General features: G+C 71.0%; 23 protein-coding genes. 13 read left to right on the forward strand and 10 right to left on the reverse strand.

The genetic code is table 11. The features are described 5' to 3' along the window. Nucleotides 1-8: 8 nt before the first annotated feature. From Pka01_RS23015 to Pka01_RS23025, 3 genes are all read left to right on the forward strand, one after another. Nucleotides 9-215, forward strand: a complete 207-nt coding sequence (locus Pka01_RS23015; protein WP_203884914.1) for a hypothetical protein — start codon at nucleotides 9-11, stop codon at nucleotides 213-215. A gap of 77 nt (nucleotides 216-292) precedes the next feature. After that, nucleotides 293-1,168 (forward strand): helix-turn-helix domain-containing protein, encoded by an 876-nt coding sequence (locus tag Pka01_RS23020; protein ID WP_203884915.1) that lies wholly within the window; start codon nucleotides 293-295, stop codon nucleotides 1,166-1,168. A gap of 70 nt (nucleotides 1,169-1,238) precedes the next feature. Then, nucleotides 1,239-1,496, forward strand: coding sequence for a hypothetical protein (locus tag Pka01_RS23025; protein ID WP_203884916.1), 258 nt, complete (start codon nucleotides 1,239-1,241; stop codon nucleotides 1,494-1,496). A gap of 3 nt (nucleotides 1,497-1,499) precedes the next feature. Here Pka01_RS23025 and Pka01_RS23030 read toward each other — a convergent pair whose 3' ends face one another. From Pka01_RS23030 to Pka01_RS23040, 3 genes are all read right to left on the reverse strand, one after another. Then, on the reverse strand, nucleotides 1,500-1,916 hold the full coding sequence (locus Pka01_RS23030; RefSeq protein ID WP_203884917.1) for a ferritin-like domain-containing protein: 417 nt from the start codon (nucleotides 1,914-1,916) through the stop codon (nucleotides 1,500-1,502). A 64-nt stretch (nucleotides 1,917-1,980) separates the two neighbouring features. After that, nucleotides 1,981-3,900 (reverse strand): glycosyltransferase family 39 protein, encoded by a 1,920-nt coding sequence (locus Pka01_RS23035; RefSeq protein ID WP_203884918.1) that lies wholly within the window; start codon nucleotides 3,898-3,900, stop codon nucleotides 1,981-1,983. A gap of 201 nt (nucleotides 3,901-4,101) precedes the next feature. Then, nucleotides 4,102-5,676 (reverse strand): phytoene desaturase family protein, encoded by a 1,575-nt coding sequence (locus Pka01_RS23040; protein ID WP_203884919.1) that lies wholly within the window; start codon nucleotides 5,674-5,676, stop codon nucleotides 4,102-4,104. Between the two features lie 55 nt (nucleotides 5,677-5,731). On the opposite strand from Pka01_RS23040, the gene Pka01_RS23045 reads away from it, so the two are divergent. The 3 genes from Pka01_RS23045 to Pka01_RS23055 are packed head-to-tail and all read left to right on the forward strand — an operon-like array spanning nucleotide 5,732 to nucleotide 9,553. Next, nucleotides 5,732-6,637 carry a pseudouridine-5'-phosphate glycosidase gene (locus Pka01_RS23045; protein WP_239115219.1) on the forward strand — a complete coding sequence of 302 codons (906 nt, stop codon included), beginning with the start codon at nucleotides 5,732-5,734 and terminating at the stop codon, nucleotides 6,635-6,637. Then, a complete protein-coding gene (locus Pka01_RS23050; protein WP_203884921.1) occupies nucleotides 6,637-7,575 on the forward strand; it encodes a carbohydrate kinase family protein in 939 nt (312 codons plus the stop codon). Before Pka01_RS23045 ends, Pka01_RS23050 begins: the two co-directional genes overlap by 1 nt. 37 nt (nucleotides 7,576-7,612) lie before the next feature. Continuing rightward, entirely contained in the window at nucleotides 7,613-9,553 is a 1,941-nt protein-coding gene (locus Pka01_RS23055) for a hypothetical protein (protein ID WP_203884922.1), read from the forward strand. On the opposite strand, the gene Pka01_RS23060 is transcribed toward Pka01_RS23055, so the two are convergent. Further along, nucleotides 9,543-9,986, reverse strand: coding sequence for a GNAT family N-acetyltransferase (locus Pka01_RS23060; RefSeq protein ID WP_203884923.1), 444 nt, complete (start codon nucleotides 9,984-9,986; stop codon nucleotides 9,543-9,545). The two genes, Pka01_RS23055 and Pka01_RS23060, sit on opposite strands and share 11 nt — an antisense overlap. Before the next feature lie 58 nt (nucleotides 9,987-10,044). On the opposite strand from Pka01_RS23060, the gene Pka01_RS23065 reads away from it, so the two are divergent. Continuing rightward, on the forward strand, nucleotides 10,045-11,115 hold the full coding sequence (locus tag Pka01_RS23065) for a YhaZ family DNA alkylation repair protein (protein ID WP_203884924.1): 1,071 nt from the start codon (nucleotides 10,045-10,047) through the stop codon (nucleotides 11,113-11,115). Here the strand turns inward: Pka01_RS23065 and Pka01_RS23070 are convergent. Continuing rightward, a complete protein-coding gene (locus tag Pka01_RS23070; protein WP_203884925.1) occupies nucleotides 11,112-11,684 on the reverse strand; it encodes a hypothetical protein in 573 nt (190 codons plus the stop codon). The genes Pka01_RS23065 and Pka01_RS23070 overlap by 4 nt on opposite strands. Nucleotides 11,685-11,803: 119 nt before the next feature. On the opposite strand from Pka01_RS23070, the gene Pka01_RS23075 reads away from it, so the two are divergent. From Pka01_RS23075 to Pka01_RS23095, 5 genes are all read left to right on the forward strand, one after another. Then, nucleotides 11,804-12,631 (forward strand): alpha/beta fold hydrolase, encoded by an 828-nt coding sequence (locus tag Pka01_RS23075; RefSeq protein ID WP_203884926.1) that lies wholly within the window; start codon nucleotides 11,804-11,806, stop codon nucleotides 12,629-12,631. Between the two features lie 33 nt (nucleotides 12,632-12,664). Next, nucleotides 12,665-13,357 carry a hypothetical protein gene (locus tag Pka01_RS23080; protein ID WP_203884927.1) on the forward strand — a complete coding sequence of 231 codons (693 nt, stop codon included), beginning with the start codon at nucleotides 12,665-12,667 and terminating at the stop codon, nucleotides 13,355-13,357. Nucleotides 13,358-13,503: 146 nt separating this feature from the next. Further along, entirely contained in the window at nucleotides 13,504-14,031 is a 528-nt protein-coding gene (locus tag Pka01_RS23085; protein ID WP_203884928.1) for a GNAT family N-acetyltransferase, read from the forward strand. A 580-nt stretch (nucleotides 14,032-14,611) separates the two neighbouring features. Then, nucleotides 14,612-14,983 carry a hypothetical protein gene (locus tag Pka01_RS23090; RefSeq protein ID WP_203884929.1) on the forward strand — a complete coding sequence of 124 codons (372 nt, stop codon included), beginning with the start codon at nucleotides 14,612-14,614 and terminating at the stop codon, nucleotides 14,981-14,983. Between the two features lie 106 nt (nucleotides 14,984-15,089). Continuing rightward, nucleotides 15,090-15,632: a hypothetical protein gene (locus Pka01_RS23095; protein WP_203884930.1), complete on the forward strand. Its 543-nt coding sequence runs from the start codon at nucleotides 15,090-15,092 to the stop codon at nucleotides 15,630-15,632. Nucleotides 15,633-15,945: 313 nt separating this feature from the next. Here the strand turns inward: Pka01_RS23095 and Pka01_RS23100 are convergent, their stop codons facing one another. Genes Pka01_RS23100 through Pka01_RS23115 form a run of 4 tightly spaced genes read right to left on the reverse strand, consistent with a single transcriptional unit; the run spans nucleotide 15,946 to nucleotide 21,471 of the window. Further along, complete coding sequence (locus Pka01_RS23100; protein ID WP_203884931.1) at nucleotides 15,946-17,091, reverse strand: acyl-CoA dehydrogenase family protein; 1,146 nt, start codon at nucleotides 17,089-17,091, stop codon at nucleotides 15,946-15,948. Continuing rightward, nucleotides 17,092-17,985, reverse strand: coding sequence for a hydroxymethylglutaryl-CoA lyase (locus Pka01_RS23105; RefSeq protein WP_203884932.1), 894 nt, complete (start codon nucleotides 17,983-17,985; stop codon nucleotides 17,092-17,094). Beyond that, nucleotides 17,976-19,895 carry an acetyl/propionyl/methylcrotonyl-CoA carboxylase subunit alpha gene (locus Pka01_RS23110; RefSeq protein ID WP_203884974.1) on the reverse strand — a complete coding sequence of 640 codons (1,920 nt, stop codon included), beginning with the start codon at nucleotides 19,893-19,895 and terminating at the stop codon, nucleotides 17,976-17,978. The genes Pka01_RS23105 and Pka01_RS23110 overlap by 10 nt, the downstream gene beginning before the upstream one ends. 7 nt (nucleotides 19,896-19,902) lie before the next feature. Beyond that, complete coding sequence (locus Pka01_RS23115; protein WP_203884975.1) at nucleotides 19,903-21,471, reverse strand: carboxyl transferase domain-containing protein; 1,569 nt, start codon at nucleotides 21,469-21,471, stop codon at nucleotides 19,903-19,905. A 54-nt stretch (nucleotides 21,472-21,525) separates the two neighbouring features. On the opposite strand from Pka01_RS23115, the gene Pka01_RS23120 reads away from it, so the two are divergent. Then, nucleotides 21,526-22,104 carry a TetR/AcrR family transcriptional regulator gene (locus tag Pka01_RS23120; protein ID WP_239115220.1) on the forward strand — a complete coding sequence of 193 codons (579 nt, stop codon included), beginning with the start codon at nucleotides 21,526-21,528 and terminating at the stop codon, nucleotides 22,102-22,104. A 59-nt stretch (nucleotides 22,105-22,163) separates the two neighbouring features. On the opposite strand, the gene Pka01_RS23125 is transcribed toward Pka01_RS23120, so the two are convergent. After that, a complete protein-coding gene (locus Pka01_RS23125; RefSeq protein WP_239115221.1) occupies nucleotides 22,164-24,293 on the reverse strand; it encodes a thiamine pyrophosphate-dependent enzyme in 2,130 nt (709 codons plus the stop codon). Between the last annotated feature and the right edge of the window lie 133 nt (nucleotides 24,294-24,426).

The raw sequence follows: 24,426 nt of genomic DNA on the forward strand, positions 1-24,426 counted from the left end.
TTACTGCCATGCGACTGCGGTTTCTCGGTTCCACCTCGGAGTCCGGCGCGTGCCCCTCGCTGTACGAGACCGACCGGGGCACGATCGTCGTCCAGGGCCTCGAACTGGTCGACCACGACGCCCGGGGCGACCTCCGCCACGTGCTCGACGGCGAGACCGCCGTCGAGGTCCCGCGCGAGCTCCTGGTCGAGATCGCCCGGCGCGTCCTCGACTGATCACGAATAGGGACCTCCCTATGGCTTGATCCTCCGGACCGGGTCTAGTTTTGAGCCCACCACGGCCGGAGGTAGGAGTGAGCGGTTTCCAGCAAGCCCGCATCGACCTTGGGGTCCGGCTGCGGCAATTGCGCGAGGCCGCCCATCTGTCGGGAAAGGACCTGGCCGAGCGCCTGGGCTGGCAGCCGTCCAAGGTCTCCCGCATCGAGAACGCCCGGCAGACCGCCACGGAGGACGACGTGGTCGTCTGGGCGCAGGCCGTACAGGCCGGGCACGAGACGTTCGACGACCTGATCGAGCAGGCCGTGGGGCTGCAGGCCCGCCAGGACACCTGGCGGCAGCGGCACAAGACCGGGCTCGCCGCCCTCCAGGAGGACGTCAGGGACCTGGAGTCGCGCACCCGGCTGTTGCGCGCGTTCGAGCCCGGCCTGGTGATCGGGCTCCTGCAGACCGCCGAGTACGCCAGGCACATCTTCAGCAAGGTCCGCAGGCTCTACGACTCGACCGACGACATCGACGCCGCCGTCCGGGTCAGGATGCAGCGGCAGGAGATCCTCTACGACCCCGAGCGCCGGTTCCGCTTCGTCATGCCGGAGTCGGTGCTGCGTTACCGCCTGGCGCCGCTCGACGTGATGCGCGGCCAGCTCGACCGGCTGCTCGCGGTCACGACCCTGCCCAACGTCGAGTTCGGGATCATCCCGTTCGAGGCGCCGCTGCCGTCCGCGCTCGTCAACTCGTTCTACATCTACAACGACGCCCCTGTGGGCGTGCCGACGCGGACGAAGGACCTGCTCCTGCGCGACCCCGACGACGTCGCGTTCTACGCCCGGGCGTTCGAGGAGCTCTGCGAGGCGGCGTCCTTCGACGAGGCGGCCAGGGCGATCATCGTCGGCGTCGTCGACGAGGGGCTGGCACGGGACTCGGAGCGGGTGCGGGAACAATCACCGGGCTGATCGTGGCAATTGCTTGATGGCCGCTGTCGGGCCGTGCAATCCTGTCCACCTGAACGGGAGGTGACGGGCGATGGTCGACACGGTGTCCGGCATTCAGGAGTTCGCCACCGCCGCTCGCCGGCACATCGACCTGTCGGTCCGGGTCATGGCCGGCACGCCTCCCCGAGTCGAGGTCCGCAACCGCTTCAGCGAAACCCTGCGCGAGACGGTGACCTGCTCCGAGGAGGGCGCCTTCGTCACCTCGTGGGGGTACCGGGTGGGGACCGTGGACGACGTGCCGGACGCCGCGGCCCGGCTGGCGTACCTCATGGCCGCCCTCCCCGCCTAGCCGTCACTTCCCCAGGGCCGTCTGCAGGTCCATGACGTGGTCCTGGGTCTGCTGAAGCAGCGGCCGCAACGCCTCCCCGACGTCGAGCAGCCCGAGTTCCTTGGCCTGCTCGACCCGCTCGCGGTAGCGGCGCAACTGCTCCTGTTCCAGTTCCAGGTCGAGCCGAAGTGCGGCGGCGCCGTCGGTCTCCACGGGCACCCGCGGCACCGTGACGCTCGGGACCCCGCCCAGGAAGTCGATCTGCTCGGCCAGGGTGGTCGCGTGGGTGAGCTCCTGGCCGAGGTGCTTCTTGAGCTCCTCGATGATCGACAGGTACTCGGCCCCCTTGATCGTGGCCGTGTGCTGGACGTACTGGACGATCGAGCGGTACTCGCTCTCGAGGTCCTCATTGAGAAGGGCGATGAAGGCCTGCTGGTCCATGTCGTGATCATCCTTCCGTTCGGCAGGGTCTCCCCGTACCCCTGAAATCCGGAACCGAACGCGGTCATCCGAGCCGGTAGAGCGTGCCTCCGGCCGTGCCGCCGTATTCCGCGGGGTCCACGCGCGTACCGCTGCCGGTGACCCAGTCGGTGAGGTCGGCGCTCATCCCGCCGCCCCGGCCCCGTCCCGGCAGCCGGGGGGTGAGCCTGTCGCCGACCAGGACGTACTTGAGGAGCCCCTCGGAGGCGTACTCCTTCAGCTTGTCGAGGGTCATCGCCGGATCGCGGCCGCTGAACCCGCCCATCGCCAGAACGGGCCGGCCCGTGGACAGGATGATCGACGACGCGCTGTGCGCCTGGCCGACCGCGAGCAGCCAGGTGGCCCCGCCCTGGTTGCGCTCGAGATAGTCGATCATCCCCTCGGCGACGCTCGCGTTCCGTCTCGTCCAGGGGCTGAGCGCGCGCGCCAGGACGCCCTGCGACCGTGTGGCGCCCGGCCAGAACGCGCGCCGCTCCGACGCCGGCCCTGCGGTCGGGTCGCCCCCGCGCACCGTGACGGTCAGCGGGGTCAGGGCGTAGGAGGCCGGCCCGGCGAGACAGGCGAACAGGCCGGCGAGCGAGGTCGCCACGAGCAGCCGCCGCCTGCCTGGCCGTATCAGGAGGATCCGGCGGCTCACGGCGACCAGGCCGATCACCGCGACCGCCGTCGCGGCCGCGACCGCCCAGGGCAGCCACGGCACGAAGTCGGGCGTACGGCGGAGCACAACGAACGACCACCCGCCGGTGACGGCCACCCCCGTGGGCAGCACCCACCTCCAGACGGGCGACTCGCGCTGCGCCCGCCAGAGCAGGACGGCCCCGATCCCGGTCAGCGCCGAGACCGCCGGAGCCATCGCCGTCGTGTAGTAGGGATGGAAGGTGCCGTGGGAGAAGCTGAAGACGGCGAAGTGAACCACGAGCCAGGACCCCCACAGGACCAGCGCCGCCTGAGCGGGCGAGCGGCGGGAGGCCAGCATCAGGCCCGCCACGAGGGCCAGGGCCGCGAACGGCAGGAGCCAGGAGATCTGCCCGGCCATGGAGTCGTTGAAGAGCCGCCCGGCGCCGGACCGGCCGCCGAAACCGCCGAAGCCGCCCCACCCGCCCGCTTCGCCGGCGATCGCACCCGGGACGTTCCCGGCCTCCGCGCCGCGGCCGACGATCCGGCCGATGCCGTTGTATCCGACGACGAGGTCCAGGACGCTGTTGTCCGTGCTGCCTCCGATGTAGGGCCGGGAGGACGCCGGCCACAGGTCGACCACGACCATCCACCAGACGCTGCAGACCGCCAGGACGGCCCCCGCCGCGAGCAGGTGCCGTACCCGCCGCGCCAGACCTCCCCCGGCCACGCACAGGTACGCCAGGCAGAGCGCGGGGACGGCGAGATACGCCTGCAGCATCTTGGCGTTGAACGCCAGGCCGGCGAAGGCCGCCGCCAGCAGGAGGGGCCGCAGGCGGTCCCTGCGCACCGCCTCCAGGCAGAACCACGCCGCCGTGACGAGCAGCAGCACGAGGATCGTGTCGGGGTTGTTGTCCCGCGTGATGGCGACGGTGATCGGCGTCAGCGTCATCACCAGGGCCGCGATCAGCGCCGCTACCCGGGCCTGCGTGCCCCTGAGGGAGCGCAGCACCGCCGAGTGGACGACGGCGACCGACGCCACCCCGGCGACGGCCTGCGGCAGGAGCATGCTCCACGTGCCGAAGCCGAAGATCCGCGCCGACAGGCCCATCACCCACAGGGCGAGGGGCGGCTTGTCGACGGTGATGAACGACCCGGCGTCGAGCGCGCCGAAGAAGAACGCCTTCCAGCTCCGGGTCCCGGAGTAGACCGCCGCGGCGTAGTACTCGTTGGCGTAGCCGTTGCGGCCGAGCGCCCAGGTGTAGAGCACCGCCGCGAGGGCGAGGACGCCCCACATGGCGGGTCGTGCCCAGCGTGCCGTCCCGGTCATCGCGTTCTCCTCCCCGATGGGCCTGCGGGTGGCCCAGCCGCAAGTGTCACGGCGACCGGCACGCGGCCGCGGAAGGCGGCGCCGCCGGCAGGAGGACTCCTTACGGGGATATGGCGTGCCAATCAGGCGGGAAAGGGAAACCGCGGAAACCGGGGAAACCGGACCGGGAAACGGGACAGGGGATGCGAGAACGCGCGGCGATCAGGCGAGGACGGCCATCGCGGCGTTGTGCCCGGGGATTCCGCTGACGCCGCCGCCCCTGCGGGCTCCGGCGGCGCACAGCAGGACGCGCGGGTGCGGGGTCTCGACGCCCCAGGGGCCGTCGTCGCCGGATTCCGCGAACGGCCAGGACAGATCGCGGTGGAAGATGTGGCCTCCGGGCAGTCCCGCGTCCCTCTCCAGGTCGGCGGGCGTCTTCACCTCGAGGCACGGCTCGCCGGAGGGAGTGCGCAGCAGGCAGTCCTCGATCGGCTCCGCGAGCACCGCGTCGACGGACGCGATGGTCCTGCGCAACGCCTCGTCCCGCGCGCGCGGGTCCTGGAAGAGCCGGGCGGGCATGTGCAGCCCGAACAGCGTCATCGTCTGCGCGCCGGACTCCCGCAACGGCTCGCCGAGGATCGACGGGTCGGTGAGCGAATGGCAGTAGACCTCGACGGGCGGCAGGTCGGGGATGCTTCCCGCGGCCGCCTGCGCGTAGGCCGCGGCGAGCTGGTCACGGCTCTCGTTGATGTGGAAGGTGCCGCTGAACGCCTCCGCCGGGCTCACGGCGGGATCCTTCAGGCGGGGCAGCCGCGACAGCACCATGTTGACCTTGAGCTGGGCGCCCTCCGGCGTGCCGGCCTCCTGCCCGAGGAGGCGGGCGAGCACGGCGGGCGGCAGGGCGGCCAGCACCCGTTCGCCCGTGACCACGTGCTCCGTGCCTTCTGATCCGGCCGTTCCGTCGGCTGTGTCGGCTGCGTCGGCTGTGTCGGCTCTGTCGCTGAAGGTGACGTCGCCGGTGTCCGGGTCGATCGCCAGCACCTCGGCGCCGGTTCTGATCTCCGCGCCCGCGCGGAGGGCGATCTCGGCGAGGGAGGTGGTGACGGCGCCCATCCCGCCGACGGGGACGTTCCAGTCACCGGTCCCGTCGCCGATGACGTGGTAGAGGAAGCAGCGGTTGGCCAGCAGGTCGGTGGCGGGGTCGGCGAAGGTGCCGATGAGGGCGTCGGTGAGCACCACCCCGCGGACGGTGTCGTCGGCGAACCGCTCGTCGACGACCGCGCCGATCGGCCGCTCGAACAGGTCGCGCCACGCCTCGTCGTCGCCGACGACGTCGCGCAGCGCCGCACGGTCCCGGAGGGGCTCCAGGAGGGTGGGGGCGACGCGGGCGGCCACGTGGGCCGTCATCCGGTAGAAGCGGTGCCAGGCTTCGAGGTCCCCGGTGCCGCCCGTGACCGCGGCGAACGAGGCGGCCGTGCGCCCGGCGTCGCCGTTGTCGACGAGCAGCCCGGTGTCGCCGACTGGTGTGTAGGACGCGAAGCGCCGGTGGCGCAGCTCCACCCCCAGCCCGAGATCCTTGACGATCTTCGTGGGCAGCAGGCTGACCAGGTAGGAGTACCGCGACAACCGCGCGTCGACGCCGGGGAAGGCCCGCGCGGAGACGGCGAGGCCGCCGACGTGGCCGAGCCGTTCGAGCACGAGCACCCGCCGGCCGGCTCCGGCCAGGTAGGCGGCGGCGACCAGGCCGTTGTGCCCTGCGCCGGCGATGACGACGTCGTAGCGCGAGCTAGGCGACATGGCGGGCACAATATCCCGAAGCGGACATATTCCGCCAACCCCAATCAGGAGAGTCATGCGCATTACCGATGAGGTCGCCGAGGCCATCGCCGAGGGCAGGCCTGTCGTGGCCCTGGAGTCCACCATCATCTCCCACGGCCTCCCCCAGCCGCGGAACCTGCAGGTCGCCGCCGAACTGGAGGCGACCGTCCGCGAGGCGGGAGCCGTACCGGCCACGATCGCGGTCCTCGACGGCGTGCCGCGGATCGGCCTCGACAAGGAGGGCCTGGAGCGGATCGCGACCGAGCCCGGACTGCGCAAGCTCGGTTTCCGCGACCTCGCGCCGGCCGCCGCGCTCGGGCTCAGCGGAGCCACCACGGTGTCGGGGACGTCGTTCCTGGCCGCCCGCGCGGGCATCCGGGTCTTCGCCACCGGAGGTCTTGGCGGCGTGCACCGAGACTGGACCACCGTCCAGGACGAGTCCGCGGACCTCGACACGCTCAGCCGTACCCGGATCACGGTCGTCTGCGCGGGCGTGAAGTCGATCCTCGACGTGCCCGCCACACTGCAGCGGCTGGAGACCAGGCAGGTCGGCGTCGTCGGCTATCGCACCGACCAGTTCCCCGGGTTCTACCTGCACACCTCGGGCGAGCCCGTCGACTGGCGCATCGAGACGCCCGAGGAGGCCGCCGGGATCATGCGGGCCCAGGACGCCCTCGGCGGCCCGGAGACCGCGCTGATCGTCGCCAACCCGGTTCCCGTGGCCGACCAGCTCGACCCCGCCCTGCACGACCGCGTGCTCGCCGAGGCGCTGGCCGCGGCCGACGCCCAAGGGGTGACCGGCCAGGCGATCACGCCGTTCCTGCTGGAGTACCTCGTGAACGGCACGGGCGGGGCGTCCCTTGAGGCCAACTTGGCGGCCGTCCGCGGCAACGCCGGGCTCGCGGGGCGGATCGCGGCCGCCTTCAGCCGGGAGGGCTAGTGGGCGGCCTGCTCGTGATCGGCGACGTCGTCACCGATGTCGTGGCGCTGCACGAGCGGCCGCTCGCCACCGGTACGGACACGGCCGCCGACATCGTGCTGCGTCCGGGCGGCTCGGGGGCGAACACCGCCTCCTGGGCCGCCCGCCTCGGAGCGGACACCCGTTTCCTGGGCCGGGCCGGCTACGACACCGGCGACTGGCACACGGCCGAACTGGTCAAGGCGGGGGTCCGGCCGCACGTGCGGGTGGACCCCGACCGGCCGACCGCGATCGTGATCGCGATGGTGGACGTGACCGGCGAACGGTCGATGCTCACCAACCGGGGCGCGGGCGGGCACATCTCGGCCGCCGACTGGTCGCCCGGCCTGCTCGACGGTGTACGGCACCTGCACATCTCGGGGTACACGCTGTTCGCCGAGCCCGGCCTGGACCTCGCAGGGCTCGCCATGCGGGAGGCGGCGGCGCGCGGCGTCACCGTGAGCGTGGACCCCGCGTCGACGGGACCGCTGCGCGCCTTCGGCGTCGAGCGGTTCCTCAGCGAGACCTCACCCGCGGGGATCGTGATCCCCAACCTGGAGGAGGCCCTGGTGCTCACCGGGGAGCGTGAGCCCGAGGCGGCGGCGCGCACCCTCAGCGCGCGGTACGGCACGGCGGCCGTGAAGCTGGGGCCCGGCGGGGCGATCCTCGGGGTGGACGGCCGGGTGGTCGCCAGGGAGCCCGCGGCCCCGGCGGAGCCGGTCGACTCGACTGGGGCCGGCGACGCGTTCGCGGCCGGATTCCTGGTCTCGCTGCTCGCCGGATCCTCTCCCGCGGAGGCACTCAAAAAAGGTTGTGCGGCGGGTGCGGCGGCGGTCTCCGAGGTGGGAGGCCGACCAAGCGCTGGGAACTTTACCCGATTGACACCAATTGCTCGCTTCCAGCGTAAGCTGCCTCAGTAGCAACACGCGTCACTCGCGGGAGGGTGCGGTCTAACAGATGGACGCCGAGTCAACGATCTGCCTGAGCGACATGGTTCCGGCCCTGCGCTGGAGCCGTCCTCAGCAGGTGGCCGAAATTCTGGCCGATCCTCGCCTGCCCGGCGGCTGGTGGGCCTCCGTCGCGTTGAAGCGCGCTCTGGATGCGACCGGCGTTGACTGGCTGTGCGAGCGGCTCGCCCGGCTGGCCGTGAGCCGCTGGGATCATCTGACCCTCACCGATCTGCTTCCGGCGCTCCAGGTCCATCCGGTGGACCCGGCGCTGCCGGGCTGGCCGGAGCCGGTCCAGGCGGCCGTCAAGGGAGCGGGCGGCTGGTTCCGCCTGCGCCGGCTGACCCCGCACGACCTCCAGTCGGCGTCGGCCGCGCCGGAGGCGGTGCTGGCGACGCTGTTCCGGGAGATCTTCACCCATCCGCTCATTCACCCGGGGCCCCAGTCCGCGGCACAGGCCCCCGGACAGCCGGCGGCTCAGGTGACCCTGCAGCCCCAGGCGCAGCAGCCAAACGCTCAGCAGCCAAACGGGCAGCCTCAGGTGGCGGCGCAGGCCGGGCCCCTGGTGCCGGGCCCGCGCGCCCCGCAGACACCGGTCCTGCCCGCCCCGGTGCCGCAGGTGCCCGTCCAGCAGGCGCCCGCGCAGCAGGCACCGGCCCAGCAGGCACTCGCGCCGCAGGCTCCGGCACAACAGCCGCCCGTACAGCAGCCGCACATACAGCAGTCGCCCGTGCCGCAGGCGCCCGGAGTGCAGGCGCCCGGAGTGCCGCCGGTCCAGGCGCCCGCCGGTCAGACCCCCATGCAGGCGCCTCCCGCACAGGGTCAGCCGCAGGCCCAGGCGGCGCCGGCCGACGAGACGCCCTCCCTCCTCGCCCCGCCGCCGCCCTTGCCTCCGGCGCTGGCGAGCGAGCACCCGATGGTGGGCGTCGTCGACGGTCTCTTCCGCTCGTGGGACCCGCTGGCCAGGGCCGTCGCGGCCCAGCGGCTGTTCGCCGCCGAGCCGGTCGGCCTCCGCACGCTCGCCCATGAGCTGAACGTCGACCGCGAGACGTTGTCGCACGCCCAGCGGGCCGCCGAGGAGCGGGTGCTGCACTGGCTGCGGTCCCCCGACTCGACGGCGCTGACCGGCCATCTCTTCGGGCTCACCGAATGGCTGGGCGCGGCCGCCACCCAGGAACAGCTGATCGCCGCCGACCCCTCCCACCCGATCGAGGTGCCCGTCCTCGGCACTCCGCTGTGGCGGGTCCTCGTCACGCTCATGCCCGACCGCCGGCTTCAGGACGGCTGGCTGGTGGTCGGCGACCTCGCCGGCCTGCGTGACAAGTCGCGGCAGATCCTGGCGGGCAGCCCGCCGGACGCCGACGTCGTCCAGGTGCTCGGCCAGCTGGGCATCCGCGCCCACTCGGCTCGCGCCTGGCTGGACTCGATTCCCCCGACCTCCGACCCGCGTTCATTCGCACCGCTCCCGCCCATGGAAAATTCTCAGCCGCTGCCCCGCCGTACGCCAGGTGCGAACGGCCACCAGCTCCAGCGGGGCGGCGTCCCCATCCCGTCGCAGGCGAACAACGGGCCCGACGCGGCGACCGCCCTGGCGGCGCTCAACGCGCTGACGGGCCAGGCGCCGCGGCCCCACCTCGTCCCCGGGCCGCGCGCGACGCCGGGCCCGGCCTCGGACCCGCGCCGCTGGCAGCGCATCGACGTCACGAGCGGCCACCTCCGCGGCGAGCCCGTCGCCGTCCCCGAGGTGTACGCGACTCAGCTGGGGATGCGGCCGGGCACCCTGCTGTCGGTCACGGGACCGGGCGACAACGCGGTCGTCCTGATCTGGCGGGACAGGCAGCCGATGTTCGACTCGCTCCAGCCGGTGCTGATGCGGCTCAACGCGCGGCCGGGCGACGCCGTCTACGTCACCGTGGACGGCTATCGCCTGGACGCCCAGCTCACTTCGTGACCGTCAGCAACTTCCGGTAGTAGGTCGCCGACACCTCGAACCCGAGCGCGCCGTAGAACTCCGCGGCGCGCCGGGTCGCGAGGGCGACGTATCCGGCGTCGCGGGAGCGGGCCCAGGTCTCGAACTCCTCCAGCAGCATGCGGCCGATGCCGTGCCGCCGGTAGGCGCTCTCGATCATGGCCTCCTCGACCCAGGCGACCCTTCCGTTGGCGAAGAGCGTCAGATGGGTGAACCCCAGCAGGTAGCCCCGGACCGTCCCCTCGACGGTGGCCACCAGCAGCAGGGCGTCCTCGTTGTCGAGCAGTTGCGGGAACGCGTCGTCGAACGCCTGCCGTTCCGGGCGGAACGTCAGCGCGAACTCACGAGCCAGCGCGAATATCTGATCGGCATCGGTCTTCTCTGCCTGCCGTAGCTTGAGATCACCAGATGTCATGACAAGGACTCTAAGCCACCGCCGAAAAATGTCGGCACCGCCTGGCACCCTGTCGGCTGTGGCCGAGCCTTTGAAAGAAATGATCAATGTGGCGTCCGTGCGCCTCCTCGCCGACGGGGTGGGGGCGGCGTGCGCGCCGTTCCGGCGTGACGACTTCGTCTCCGCCGCAACGACCGGCCTCGACGGCCTGGAACTGAAGGACCGCGTCCGCCACGTCGCGGGGGCACTGGACGGCGCTCTTCCGCTGCCGTTCCCCGAAGCCGCGGCCGCGCTCCGCGAGGCGGCCGCCCACGTCCCGCTGGACATGTGGAGCGGCTGGCCGGCCACCGAGTACGTCGGCGCGCGCGGGATCGAGCACCTGGACGAGGCGATGGCCACACTGGCCGTCCTCACCCCGTACGCCACCGGCGAGTTCGCGGTCCGCCCCTTCCTCGACCGCTACCGCGACGACGCCCTGAAGATCATGTACGGCTGGGCCGGCTCGGCGGACGAGCATCTGCGGCGCCTCGCGTCCGAGGGGTCACGCCCCCGGCTGCCGTGGGGATCGCGCGTCCGCTGGCTGATGTCGCCTGGGCCGACCCTGCCCATCCTCGACCTGCTCCGCGACGACCCGAGCGAATACGTCCGCCGTTCGGTCGCCAACCACGTCAACGACCTCGCGAAGGATCACCCCGAGGTGGCGGTCGGCCTGCTGGACCGCTGGCGGTCCGAGGGCGGCTCGCATGTCGAGCGCGTGGTCCGCCATGCCGTGCGCGGTCTGATCCGCGCCGGCCATCCCGAGGCCCTGTCGCTGATGGGCGCCGTCCCCGGCAGCGGGACGGTCGAGTCGCTGGCCCTCGACGGCTCCGAGGTGGCGGTGGGCGGGCGACTGCCGTTCACGGTCACGGTCCGCGCCGACGCCCCCGGCCCCGTGGTGCTCAAGTACGCCGTTCGCCGGGACGGTTCGAGGAGGATCTTCCACCTCGGCGAGCGTGCCGCTTCCGGTGCCGGGCAGCGGTTCACGGTGACCAAGTCGCATTCGTTCCGGCCGGTCACGACCAGGGCGGAGCCTCCCGGCCCGCGCGTGCTGGAGATCATCGTCAACGGCGCGGTCCGGGCGAGCGCGGGCTTCACCCTGGTCGAGGGCTAGTCGAAGTCGGTGCAGGTCGCATACCAGTCGCCCGTCAGGTGGTCGGCGGTGGTCACTGGGAGGGCCTGACCGTCTCCGCCCGGCGCGTAGGCGAATCCGCACTGCTCCAGCATTCCGCCGACACCGTCGACAGCGAAGATCAGGACGCCGTCGGACCGCTGGACATCGCTGATGGGGAACACTCCGACGAACCGGTCCACCGGAAGGTAACCGTCCTCGGCCGGAAGCGACTCGGCGTAGTCGAGCAGCGCCGCTTCGGAGACGAGGAAGGCTGCGCGCGTCGGCAGCCCGGTGACCACGAGAGCGGCGGTCACCACGGCGATGACGGGCGGCCAGGCATTCCACCTGTTCCGCCTGGTCGCGGGAACGATCAGCAGGCCCAGCCACCACACACCGGCGAGGAGCCAGGCCCCGATAGCGGCGACGACGCCGAGGAAATGACCGCCGGGAGGGGCGGAAGCGATCAACGTCAGCGTCGCCGCGAAGGCGGCCGGTCCGGCGAACCACAGCCATCGCCACCGGCCGGATCCCGCGTCCCGCCGGACGCCGGGCGCCTCATTGATCACCACAAAGCGACCTTAGCCACCTGGAACCCCTCATGATGACGAAACCACCCATCACACGGATGATCACATCTCGTGCACCGCCTGGCACGATGTAACCGGAGACGAGGGCGACGGGAGTGATCATGCGCATCGACCTGAATGGCGTCGGCATCAACGTGGCCGACACCGGGCAGGGCCCGGCGGTCCTGCTGCTGCACGGCTGGCCGGACGACCATCACCTGTGGCGCCACCAGGTGGCCGCCCTCAACGCTGCCGGATACCGGACGATCACCCCCGACCTGCGCGGACTGGGCGATTCCGACAAGCCCGACGACGTCGCGGCGTACGGGGTGATGCGGCTGGTCCGCGATCAGGCGGCGCTGCTCGACCATCTCCAGGTGCCCGCGGCTCACCTCGTCGCGCACGACTGGGGGGCGGCGGTCGCATGGGCGATGGCGGCGCTGATGCCCGAGCGCGTGGCCAGCCTCACCTGCCTGTCGGTCGGCCACCCCCGGGCGTTCGCCGCCGCGGGCTGGGCGCAGCGGCAGAAGTCGTGGTACATGCTGCTGTTCCAGTTCCGCGGGATCGCCGAGCGCTGGCTCTCCCACGATGACTTCCGCAACCTTCGCGAGTGGGCGCATCATCCCGACCACGACGAGGTGGTGACCAGGCTCCGCGATCCCGGGGCGTTGCGCGCGAGCCTAGGTCTGTACCGCGCCAACGTGGCTCCGAAATCGCTGCTCTCGCCGCCGCCTGACCTGCCGATGATCCAAGCGCCCACCATGGGCGTGTGGAGCACCGAGGACATGGCGCTGATCGAGGCCGGCATGACCGGATCGGCGGCCTTCGTGGCCGGATCGTGGCGCTACGAACGGGTCGAAGGGGCCGGGCACTGGATGCAGTTGGAGGCACCCGACCGGGTCAACGGCCTACTGCTCGACTTCCTGAACTCGGTCACCGCCCGATCCTGATCAAACCCACCCCCCTTCTGAACGGATACATCGATGAAACTGCGAGCCGCCGCACTCATTGCGTGCTCGGTGTTGCTGACCGCGTGCACCGAGGAGGCCGGCACAGCGGAGCAAGCCACCGGCTCTCCCCCCACCGCGACAGGGGCCGACGACTCCGGCGGGGCGATCCTGGAGACAGGCTTCGGCCAGGAGGGCACGCGCGTGCGCGCGATCGCGATCGTGCACAACAGCTCCGACGCCGCCGGGCAGAAGGTCACGGTCCGGTTCGACGTGAAGGACGCCACAGGGAAGACGCTTGCGAGCGGCTCTCGGATGGAGCAGTTCGCTCACGCCGGAGAGAAGATGCCGGTGAGTGCGGAAGTGGCCCTTCCTGTGCACAAGAAGGCGGCCTCGGTTGATGCGGCGCTACTGGTCGAAGACGGCACCGCCTCGTCGGAGCCGTTCCCCGAGGTCACGGTCGACGCGGTCGAAACGGTGAAACTGGGCGGAGGGTGGGCGGCCAGCATGTGGGTGACCAATCCGAAGCCGGAGCCGCTCAGGCAACCGCGTGTGGAGACCGTCTGCTACGACGAAGCAAGGAAGATCATCGGAGGCGGTCACACCAGCCCCGTATACCTCCCTCCCTCCGGCGACACCATCGTGGAGGCGTGTTGCTTCATCACCAGCGGCAAGCCGGCCTCCTGCACCGGCTACGTCGGTGTCAACACCTTCAATCCTGTGCCATGACGCGTCTCTGCCTGTCGAACGACTGCACGTCGACGTGTCCGTCCCTTACCGGGCGCGGCTGGAGTGGACCGGCACCTGAACGTCCCGCTCCCTCAGGGGCCTAATTGACTGGACGCCGACGGACGGCGGCAGGTAGGAAAGCGTGGATGTTCATCCGACCTGCTGAACCCGCGGACGCCGATTCGATCGCCACCGTCCACGTCCGATCGTGGCAGGCCGCCTACGTGGGCCTCATGCCCCAGGATCATCTCGACGGCCTGGAACCCGCCATGCGCCTCCCGCTGTGGGAGCGACTGCTGCGGGAGTCGTCCTTGCCGCGTTCGGGGGCACTCGTGGCGGACGTGGACGGATCCGTAGCGGGATTCGCCGGGTTCGGCCCCGGGCGGGACGATGACGTCGACCCCGAGTCGGTGGCGGAGATCACGACGATCTACCTGTTGCCCGAGGTGTGGGGCGCCGGAGTCGGCGGAGGCCTCATGAACGCGGCACTGGACGTCCTCGCCTCCGCGGGATACGAGCGGGCCGCGCTCTGGGTCGTCGACGCGAACACCAGAGCTCGGCGGTTCTACGAGCGCGGCGGCTGGCGTCCGGACGGCGCCGTCCAGCGGGACGAGTCAGACGGCTTTCCTCTTACGGAGATCCGCTATCGCCGGCCGCTGAGCCGGCTGGGCTGAAGTTCCTCATGCGTCGACGGCGCGGAGCCCTGAGGCAGTTCGCAGGAATCAGAGCTACGCTCGCCTCATCCCGACAAACGGTGACGAGAGGGCGCCTGAGGCGGCAACGCAGACGAGGGTTGGCCTGCGAGCCCACGAACACGCCGCCCGCCGCATCGGCTCCGTCGTCGATATTCACCTCGGCGCCGGCGGCCAATACGGAATCCAGGCCAGGCGCGAGCACCGGCAGGCCTGCGGCGGCAAGCTCGTTGCGCACCGCCGACGCGAGCACCTCCATTCGCGCCAACTCTTCAGCGCCCACTCGCTCGAACACTCGCTCAATCTAGCCGCCGTGCGGTCCGCCCTGAATCTGCCTGTGGACCGCAGTTTGGAATACTTCGGGCCATCCTCGCCTGACCTGCTGGGGTGCGGCTCAGTACGTGGCGGACACTATCCGTGAGACTCCGTGAATGCCCCCTTGTGGACCGCTACGTCTGGCACGTCCGTGGCACGCGGACGGGAGTTCACCCGACAACGACCATTGCCGGTTGGTCACCTGTGCTCGGCTCGATTGATCCGCTCACCCCCCCGAGAGGCTCCCGTGTCAGAGTCCACCACGACCGACTTGATGCCGCGAGAAGTGAAGTCTGCTCGCCGGGTCATGTGGACACAGCTGGCGATCTCGCTGCTTGGGCTCTGGGGTCTCGTGAACACGGCCAGCCTCAGGTTCTCCGTGGCTACACTCATCGCCATCGTGAGCACGGCAGTGGTCGGCGTGCTGGCGGCTGGCTACCATTCCCGCAAGAAATGGGTACGGGTCGCTGCGCTCGTGATCGAAGGCTTAGTGATTCTCGACCATGGCTACGGGCTCATGTTCGATTTCAACCTCATCAGCCTGCTCTACCTGATCCTTGCAGTGATCGTGGTAGTCCGGCTCTCTCGCTCTGCTGCGGCGGCATGGTTCAATCGATGATCACTCTTCGAGTGGCCGGATGTCCCGGATCAGAGTCCCCTCTCCTCTCTGTCAGACTCTCGTGAGAACTCTTGCAGGCGTCCCTGCAGCGTGCGATCGTGCTCGCGTGTCGCGAGAATCGGACCGGCAAAAGGTCCAGCGCGAACTCGGCTCAGATTCGTTCCTCGTGCGCTACTCCGCCCGTGATCTTGTCTGGCCGCTTACGACATCTTTCGGCCCGGTCATCTATGGGGCCGTGACGTCAGGGCGCGTCGCCTTCGCAGCGGGCCTCGGGTTCTTCGCGTACGTCTTCGGCCAGTTATGGCGTGTCGTCCGCAGGCGGATCGCCTTCGCCGTGGGGCCGGCGGGCATATATCTCGGTAGACAGTCGAAAATCCCTGCAGAGGTGATCCCCTGGGCGGACATCTCTGCTGTGGAAATATCGCTGAAGCCTCGCGCCTTCGGAGATGGTCGGCCACACGCACTGATCATCTCCCTTAGGAGAGAAGACGAGAGTGACCGGGAGAAGGTAGCAGACGGCTGGATCCTCGATCCGGGACGCCTCACTCAGGCGGTCCTCCAGTTCGGAGGGATGACGGTAGGACTCCGAGAATTGCCGGCCGCCATCCACATCCGAGCCTTGCGAAGGATCCGCGGTCTCACGCCTTGAGGGGCACGCACCATGTCCTGATCTCTGTCCGCTATCGACCCATCACGTGGCGGCAGCGCTGCCCTCAATGTGCCATCCGGTGAAGGGCGGGTGAGGTGCTCGCTGCCCTGGGAAAAACCAAATGGCCAACCGCGCATATGCAGCCTGGCTCACATGATCGTGCCCGACAGGCCATCGATCAGCGGCTGTTCCGTCCGTCCCCCGGCCCTGACGGAACAGTGACGGAACAGGGCCGATCTTGAGGCCGCCTGGCGCATCGCCAACGGATGCCGGCCAACCCTGCTCCGACACGTATTCGCAGGTGAACCCTCTCTCAGGCGCCCAGGCCGAGTTCCCGGGCGATCAGCATGCGCTGGACCTCGCTGGTGCCCTCCCCGATCTCGAGGATCTTGGCGTCACGGTAGAAGCGCCCGACCGGGAACTCGTTCATGAAGCCGTAGCCGCCGAAGATCTGGGTGGCGTCCCGGGCGTTGTCCATCGCCGCGTTCGACGAGACGAGCTTGGCGATCGCGGCCTCCTTCTTGAACGGCAGGCCGGCCAGCATCCGCTCGGCGGCGTGGTAATAGGCGAGCCTGGCCGTGTGGACCCGCGCCTCCATGTCGGCGATCTTGAACTGGATGGCCTGGTATCGGCCGATCGCCTGGCCGAAGGCCGTACGCTCCCCGACGTACCTGACCGACTCGTCCACGCAGCCCTGGGCGAGTCCGACGGACAGCGCCGCGATGGCGACGCGTCCCTCGTCCAGGGTCTGCAGGAACTGGGCGTATCCGCGCCCGCGTTCGCCGAGCAGGTTCTCCGCGGGCACCCGGCAGGCCGAGAAGGACAGCTCGCGGGTGTCGGAGGCCGACCAGCCGACCTTGGAGTACTTCTTGGACACGGTGAAGCCCGGCGTGCCGGAGGGCACGAGGATGGTCGAGATCTCCGGCTTGGCGCCGTTCTTCCCGGTGATCGCGGCCACGGCTACCACACCGGTGATGTCCGTCCCCGAGTTGGTGATGAACGCCTTGGTCCCGTCGATCACCCATTCGTTCCCGTCGAGCACCGCGGTGGTCCGCATGCCGCCGGGTACGTCGGATCCGCCGCCGGGCTCGGTCAGGCCGAAGGCGCCGAGCATCTCCCCCGAGGCCAGTTTGGGCAGCCAGCGTTCCTTCTGCTCGGCCGTACCGAACCGGAGGATGGGCATCGTGCCCAGCGACACCGCCGCCTCCAGCGTGATGGCGACCGAGGAGTCGACCCTGGCCAGTTCCTCGAGTGCCAGGCACAGGGCGAAGTAGTCCCCGCCCATCCCGCCGTACTCCTCGGGGACGGGCAGGCCGAACAGTCCCATGGCGCCCATCTTGCGGACGATCTCGTAGGGGAACTCGCACCGCTCGTAGTAGTCGCCGATGACGGGGGCCACCACTTCGCGGGCGAAGGCCTCGACCGTCTTGCGCAACTCGTTGTACTCGTCGCCCAACATCTAGATCTCCTTCGCGAGCGCCTGCACGACCCGGGAGGGGCTCGGACGGCCGAGCCTCCCGGCGAGCCACAGGCTGGTGGCGGTCAGTGATCGCACGTCGACCCCGGTCTCGATGCCGAGTCCGTCGAGCATCCAGACCAGGTCCTCGGTCGCGAGGTTGCCGGTGGCGCTCTGGGCGTAGGGGCAGCCCCCGATGCCGCCCGTCGAGGCGTCCACCGTGGTCACCCCCATCCGCAGCGCGGTGAGCGTGTTGGCCAGAGCCTGGCCGTAGGTGTCGTGGAAGTGGACGGCGAGCCGTTCGGGGCCGACGCCCTCGCTCTGGAACTCATCCAGGAGCGCGGTGACATGCGCGGGGGTGCCGATGCCGATCGTGTCGCCCAGCGACAGTTCGTAGCAGCCGAGATCGAGCAGCCGCCGCCCCACCCGGACCACCTGGGCGGGCGCGACCGTGCCCTCCCACGGGTCGGCGAAGCACATGGACACGTACGCCCTGACGCGCAGGCCGTGCTCCAGCGCCCGTGCGACGACCGGCTCGAACATCTCGAACTGGGAGTCCAGCGACCTGTTGAGGTTGCGCCGCGCGAAGGTCTCCGTCGCGCTGCCGAAGATCGCGATCTCGGTCACCCCGTGCTCCAGGGCGCGGTCCAGGCCGCGCTCGTTGGGCACCAGCACCGGGTAGCGCACACCGGGCACGCGGGGCAGCCCGTCCAGGAGTTCGGCCGCGTCGGCCAGCTGGGGAACCCACTTGGGATGGACGAAGCTGGTCGCCTCGATCGTGGTCAGGCCCGCGGCGGCCAGCCGGCCGATGAACTCCCGCTTCACCTCGACCGGGACGACGACGTCCTCGTTCTGGAGCCCGTCCCTCGGCCCGACCTCGTAGATCGTCACTCGCATGGCGTCACCCTCGCCAGCACGGCGTCGAGCTCGACGGTCTGCCCCGCCCGCGCGCGCAACTCGGCGACCACGCCGTCGTGGGGCGCGGTCACGGTGTGTTCCATCTTCATCGCCTCCACGATGAGCAGGGCCTGTCCCGCGGTCACCTTGTCGCCCTCGGCGGCCTTCACCACCAGCACCGTTCCGGGCATGGGGCTGCGGACGACGCCGTCCCCCGTACGGGCGCCACCGGGCCGGTCCCCCGGGTCTCCGGGCTCGTGCCGGGGGAACTGCCACGCCCGGCCGTCACGGCCGAGCCAGACCATGTCCCGGTCGCCCGCGACCAGGTATCGCCGGGTGGTTCCGGCCAGCGTCACGGCCGCCTCTCCGGCCTCCAGTTCGATGCGGCCACGGCCAAGTGAACGACCATTAACTTCAATCTCCGCGTCGCCCGCCGGCCCGCGCACCTTCGCGTACCGGTGATCGGTCCAGGCGCGCTCCCCCAGTCGCCAGCCGTCCGCCACGTCCCACGGGTCGCCCAGGGGGTCGCCGGCGGCACGTACGTGGAAGACGAGCGCGGCCGCGGCCAGGACCTCGTCGGGCACCGGCCCTCCGGCGAGGTCGGCGAGGTGCCGCTCGACGAGGCCCGTGTCCAGGCGTCCCGCCACGACCTCGGGGTGGGTCAGCAGCGCGCGCAGGAAGGCGATGTTCGTGGTCACGCCGAGGATCGCGGTCGACGCCAGCGCCCGGTCCAGCCTTCTCAGGGCGCCCTCCCGGTCGGGCGCCCACGCCACGATCTTCGACAACATCGGGTCGTAGTCGCTGCCGACGATCACGCCTTCTGCCAGCCCGGAGTCGACTCTGACGCCCTCGGGCTCCCGCAGGGCCAGGACGCGGCCGCCGGTCGGCAGGAAGTCACGTGAGGGGTCCTCGGCGTAGACGCGCGCCTCGACGGCGTGGCCCTCCATGCGGACGCCGTCCTGGCCGAACGGCAACGGCTCCCCCGCGGCGACCCTGAGCTGGAGTTCGACGAGGTCGAGGCCGGTCACCATCTCGGTCACCGGGTGCTCGACCTGCAGCCGCGTGTTCATCTCCATGAAGAAGAACTCGATCGGCCCGGGACCTCCGGGGACGATGAACTCCACCGTGCCCGCGCCGACGTAGCCGACCGACCTGGCCGCCTCGACCGCCGCTGCGCCCATCCGCTCGCGCGTCTCGGGATCGAGCAGCGGGGACGGCGCCTCCTCGATGATCTTCTGGTGCCTGCGCTGCAGGCTGCATTCGCGTTCGCCCAGATGGACGGCGTTGCCGTGGGCGTCGGCCATCACCTGGATCTCGATGTGCCTGGGGGTCTCGACGAACCTCTCGACGAGCAGCGTGCCGTCGCCGAACGCGGCCAGCGCCGTACGGCGGGCGGACTCGACCGCGTCCGGCAGTTCGGCCGCGGTCCTGACCAGCAGCATGCCCTTGCCCCCGCCGCCGGCGGAGGGCTTGATCAGCGCGGGGAACCGGTCCCATGCGAGGAGGTCGTCGCCGGGCTCGGCGGCGCCGGGCACCACCGGCACCCCGGCCCGGGCGACGGTCGCCTTGGCTCTGATCTTGTCGCCCATCGCCTCGATCGCGCCGGGCGGCGGGCCGACGAACACCAGGCCCGCCTCGGCGCACCGCCGGGCGAAGTCCGCGTTCTCGGCGAGGAACCCGTAGCCGGGATGCACCGCCTGCGCCCCGGCCTCGAGTGCGGCCTCGATGATCCCGCCGGCGTCCAGGTATCCCCGCGGGAGCCGTACGGCGAGGTCGGCCGCACGGACGTGGGGGGCGTCGCGGTCGGCGTCGCCGTACACGGCGACCGAGCGGACGGCCATGGCCCGCAATGTCCGGATGATCCGGACGGCGATCTCGCCCCGATTGGCGATCAGCACGCTGTCGAACATCATGCGCTCACATCCGGAAGACGCCGTAGCCGACGGGTTCGAGCGGCGCGTTGGCCGCGGCGCCGAGTGCAAGGCCGAGGACCGTACGGGTGTCGGCGGGGTCGATCACGCCGTCGTCCCAGATCCTGGCCGTCGAGTAGTAGGGGTTGCCTTGGTGCTCGTACTGCGCGCGGATCTCGTCAGCGTCGGCGTTGCCCACGGTGGACAGGACGGTGGCCGCCTGCTCGCCGCCCATGACGGAGATCCGGGCGTTGGGCCACATCCACAGGAACCTCGGCGAGTACGCCCGGCCCGCCATCGCGTAGTTGCCGGCGCCGAAAGAGCCGCCGATGATCACGGTGAGCTTCGGCACCCGCGCGCAGGCGACGGCCGTGACCATCTTCGCGCCGTGCTTGGCGATCCCCCCGGCCTCGTAGGCCTTGCCGACCATGAACCCGCTGATGTTCTGCAGGAAGACCAGCGGGATGCCGCGGCGGTCGCACAACTCGATGAAGTGCGCGCCCTTCAGCGCGGACTCGCTGAACAGGATGCCGTTGTTGGCGATGATCCCCACCGGGTGGCCGTGGATCCGGGCGAAGCCGGTGACGAGGGTGGGACCGTACTCGGCCTTGAACTCGAGGAAGCGACTGCCGTCGGCGATCCGGGCGATGACGTCGCGCACGTCGTAGGGCGTCCGGGTGTCCTGGGGGACGATGCCGTACAGCTCGCGCGGATCATGGGCCGGGGGCTCCCCCGGGAGGACCTCCCACGGCGGGGCCGGGCGCGGCCCGAGCGTGGCGACGATGTCCCTGACGATCTTGAGAGCGTGGGGGTCGTCTTCCGCGAGGTGGTCGGTGACGCCGCTGACCCGCGCGTGGACCTCGCCGCCGCCCAGTTCCTCGGCGGTGACGGTCTCGCCGGTCGCGGCCTTCACCAGCGGCGGGCCGCCGAGGAAGATCGTGCCCTGGCCGCGGACGATCACGGCCTCGTCGCTCATCGCGGGAACGTAGGCGCCGCCCGCCGTGCACGAGCCGAGGACGGCGGCGATCTGGGGGATGCCCCGCGCCGACATCGTCGCCTGGTTGTAGAAGATCCGCCCGAAGTGCTCCCGGTCCGGGAAGACCTCGTCCTGCCTGGGCAGGAACGCACCGCCCGAGTCGACCAGGTAGACGCACGGCAGGTTGTTGTGCAGGGCCAGCTCCTGGGCGCGGAGGTGCTTCTTGACGGTGACCGGGTAGTACGTCCCGCCCTTGACGGTGGCGTCGTTGACGACGATCACGCACTCGCGGCCGGAGATCCGCCCGATTCCGGTGATGATGCCCGCGGCGGGCGCCTGGTCGTCGTAGAGGCCGGTGGCGGCGAGCGGGGACAGTTCCAGGAACCGCGCCCCCGGGTCGAGCAGCGTGTCGACCCGATCTCGCGGCAGCAGCTTGCCCCGCTGGACGTGCCGCTCGCGGGACCGCTCGGGACCGCCCAGGGCGGCGGCCGCCAGCCGGTCGCGCAGATCGGCGACGAGGCCCTCGTTCGCCTCCGCGTTCCGCTTGTACGGCTCGGCGCCCGGGTCGCACGTGCTCTCCAGCACCGGCCAGGCACTCATGCTCATGCTCGGATGTTAGTCATCATTAACTGGCTTCGTCTACCATGGGGTGTCGTGACCACCGCACGAACCCCTACCCGCAATCGGCGCGCCGAGATCCTGGGCGCGGCGGCCGTCCTGTTCGCGGCGCGGGGCTACCACGGGGTGTCCATCGAGGACATCGGCTCGGCCGTGGGGATCTCGGGACCGGCGCTCTACCGCCACTTCAGCGGCAAGGAGGCGCTGCTGCGCGAGATGCTGCTCGACATCAGCGAGCGGCTGCACGAACAGGGCGCCCGGCTCGCGACCGCGCCCCCGACCGCCGAGGCCGCCCTCGACGCGCTGCTGGGCGGCCACATCGCGTTCGCGCTCGGCGATCCCGCGCTCATCCGGGTCCACGAGCAGGAGCTCGACAACGTGCCCGAGCCCGCCCGCCGCGCCATCCGGCGGCTCCAGCGCCTCTACGTCGAGGAGTGGGTGACGGTCCTCAGCGAGCTGCACCCCTCCTGCGAACCGGCGCGGCTGCGCGCAGCCACCCACGCCGTCTTCGGCCTGCTCAACTCGACGCCCAGAAGCGCGGGCGAGCTGGCGCCTGAGGCGATGGCCGCCCTCCTGCACGAGATGGCACGCGCCGCCTTCGACGCGCTGCCCTGAGGCCCGCGCCGCTCTGAGGCCCGCGCGACCTTCGAAAGCCGGCCGCGAAGGGGCGTGCGTCAGGCGAGCAGTTTCCTGGCCGCGTCCTCGATGTCGGCCTCCGAGAGCAGCACGGTGCCGGAGGCGTCGCCGAGCGGGATGAAGCTGTCCCGCGAGGTCACCCGGGCGATCTTCCCGGTGAACCCGTTGTCGATGAGTGCGGCGATCACGCTCTCTGAGACCCCGCCGCTGCGCCGCGTCTCGTCGGCGATCAGGACCTTGCCGGTGAGCTCAGCCGACTGCATCAGATCCTCGACGGGCAGCGGCGACAGCCAGCGCAGGTCGAGCACCCGGCAGCCCTTGTCCTCCGCCGTGAGCTTCACGGCCGCGCGCAGGCTCATCCGGACGCCGTTGCCGAACGTCACGATCGTGAGGTCGCGGCCGTCGCCGTACGAGCGCGCGCGGCCGACGGGCACATGGGTCTCCCCCCACCTGGCGGGCGGTGCGTACGACGCGAGCCATCCGCCGTCGCCCTCGTCGAACAGGTCGCGGGTGTGGTAGAGCGCGATCGGCTCCAGGAAGACGCAGACGCTTCCGTCGGCGCGGGCGGCGGCGAGGCAGGTCCGCAACATGGCCGCCGCGTCGTCGGGCCGGGCCGGCGACGCGATGACGACTCCGGGGATGTCGCGGAGCGCGGCGATCGAGTTGTCGTTGTGGAAGTGACCGCCGAAGCCCTTCTGGTAGGCGTACGCGGCCACGCGGAGGACCATCGGGTTGCGGTACGCCCCCTGCGAGAAGAACTGCAACGTGGCGGCCTCCCCCCGGATCTGGTCGAGCGCGTTGTGCAGGTAGGCCAGGTACTGGACCTCGGGCACGGGCAGCAGTCCCGCCACCCCGGCGCCGAGCGCGAGGCCGAGGATCGCCTGCTCGTCCAGCAGCGTGTCGAAGACCCGCTCGGAGCCGAACTTGCGCAGCAGACCGCGGGTGACGCCGTAAACGCCGCCCTTTCTGGCGACGTCCTCGCCGAACACCATGACGCCCGGATCCAGCGCCATCATGTCCGCGAGGGTGCGGTTGACCGCCTGGGCGAGGGTGAGCCTGCCCTCCATCTCGGGAAGCGTGCCGAACGTCCGGTCCCGCACCTCGCCGAGCGCCGCCCTCGCGACCTCGGCGGATACGGCCTCGGGATCGCGCGGGGCGAGCGGCGCCATCACCTCCTCCGCGGTGGTGAGGCGCGGCCGGCGGGTGCACTCCATCGCCAGCTTGACGATGTGCTCCCGCTCGGCCTCGTAGCGGGCCAGCAACTCGTCCGGTACGGCGAGGCCGCCCTCGACGAGCAGCCGCGCGGTGGCCACGAGGGGGTCGCGCTCCAGGTCGAGGGCGATCTCCTTGCGAGTCCGGTAGGCGATCTCCACGTCGGAGCCGGCGTGCCCCATCAGGCGGACCGTCCGCATGCGCAGGAACGCGGGCGAACGGGTCGACCGCACGTGCTCGGCGGCCCGCATGGCCGTGTCGTAGACGTCCGCCAGGTCGCAACCGTCGGCGTCGAAGTACTCGAGCAGCGGGTGGCGGGCCTGCTCGACCCAGCCAGGGGGCGTCTTCACGCTGATCCCGAGGCCGTTGTCCTCGCAGACGAACAGGATGGGGAGCTGGAGCCCGCGGACCCGGCTGTAGGCGGCGGTGTTGAACCCGCTCAGCGCGGAGGCGTGGTTGAGGGAGGCGTCGCCGAAGCTGCAGACGGCGATGGCGTCCTGCGGCCATCCCGACGGGACGCCGAGGGTCTTGGCGCGCTCGATGGCGAAGCCGACGCCGACGGCCCGCGGGAGGTGGCTGGCGACCGTGGACGTCTGCGGGATCACCGCGAGGTCGTGGTGGCCGAACACCTTGTGCCTGCCGCCCGCTATCGGCTCCTCGGCCGCCGCGGCGAGGCCGAGGAGGACGTCGCGCAGCCCTTCCTCGGCCAGCCGTCCGGCCTGGGCGGACCGGGTCAGGTAGAACGCGCCTGATCGGTAGTGCAGGAGCGCGGGATCGGACACGCGGAGCGCGGCGGCCACGGCCGCGTTGCCCTCGTGCCCGGCCGACCCGATCGTGTAGAAGCCCTCACCCCGCTCCCGCAGGAGCCGGGCGGAGACGTCGAGGAGCCGGCTGGCCAGTTGCACCTCGAACAACTCTCGGCACCGCGTGCCCGTGAGGGTCGTTCCCGATCGCACCGGCAGGCTCGGATCCCTTGGGGGTCCCGGCGTCAGAGCACCGACGGCCTCGGCGAAATGAATCTCCACAGCGTCCCGCACCACAAGCCCGATTATGTCGCAGGATGCACGCTCCGTCCCGCACAGTGATGAG

This window comes from Planotetraspora kaengkrachanensis, assembly GCF_016862895.1.
Classification (GTDB): Bacteria; Actinomycetota; Actinomycetes; order Streptosporangiales; family Streptosporangiaceae; genus Planotetraspora; species Planotetraspora kaengkrachanensis.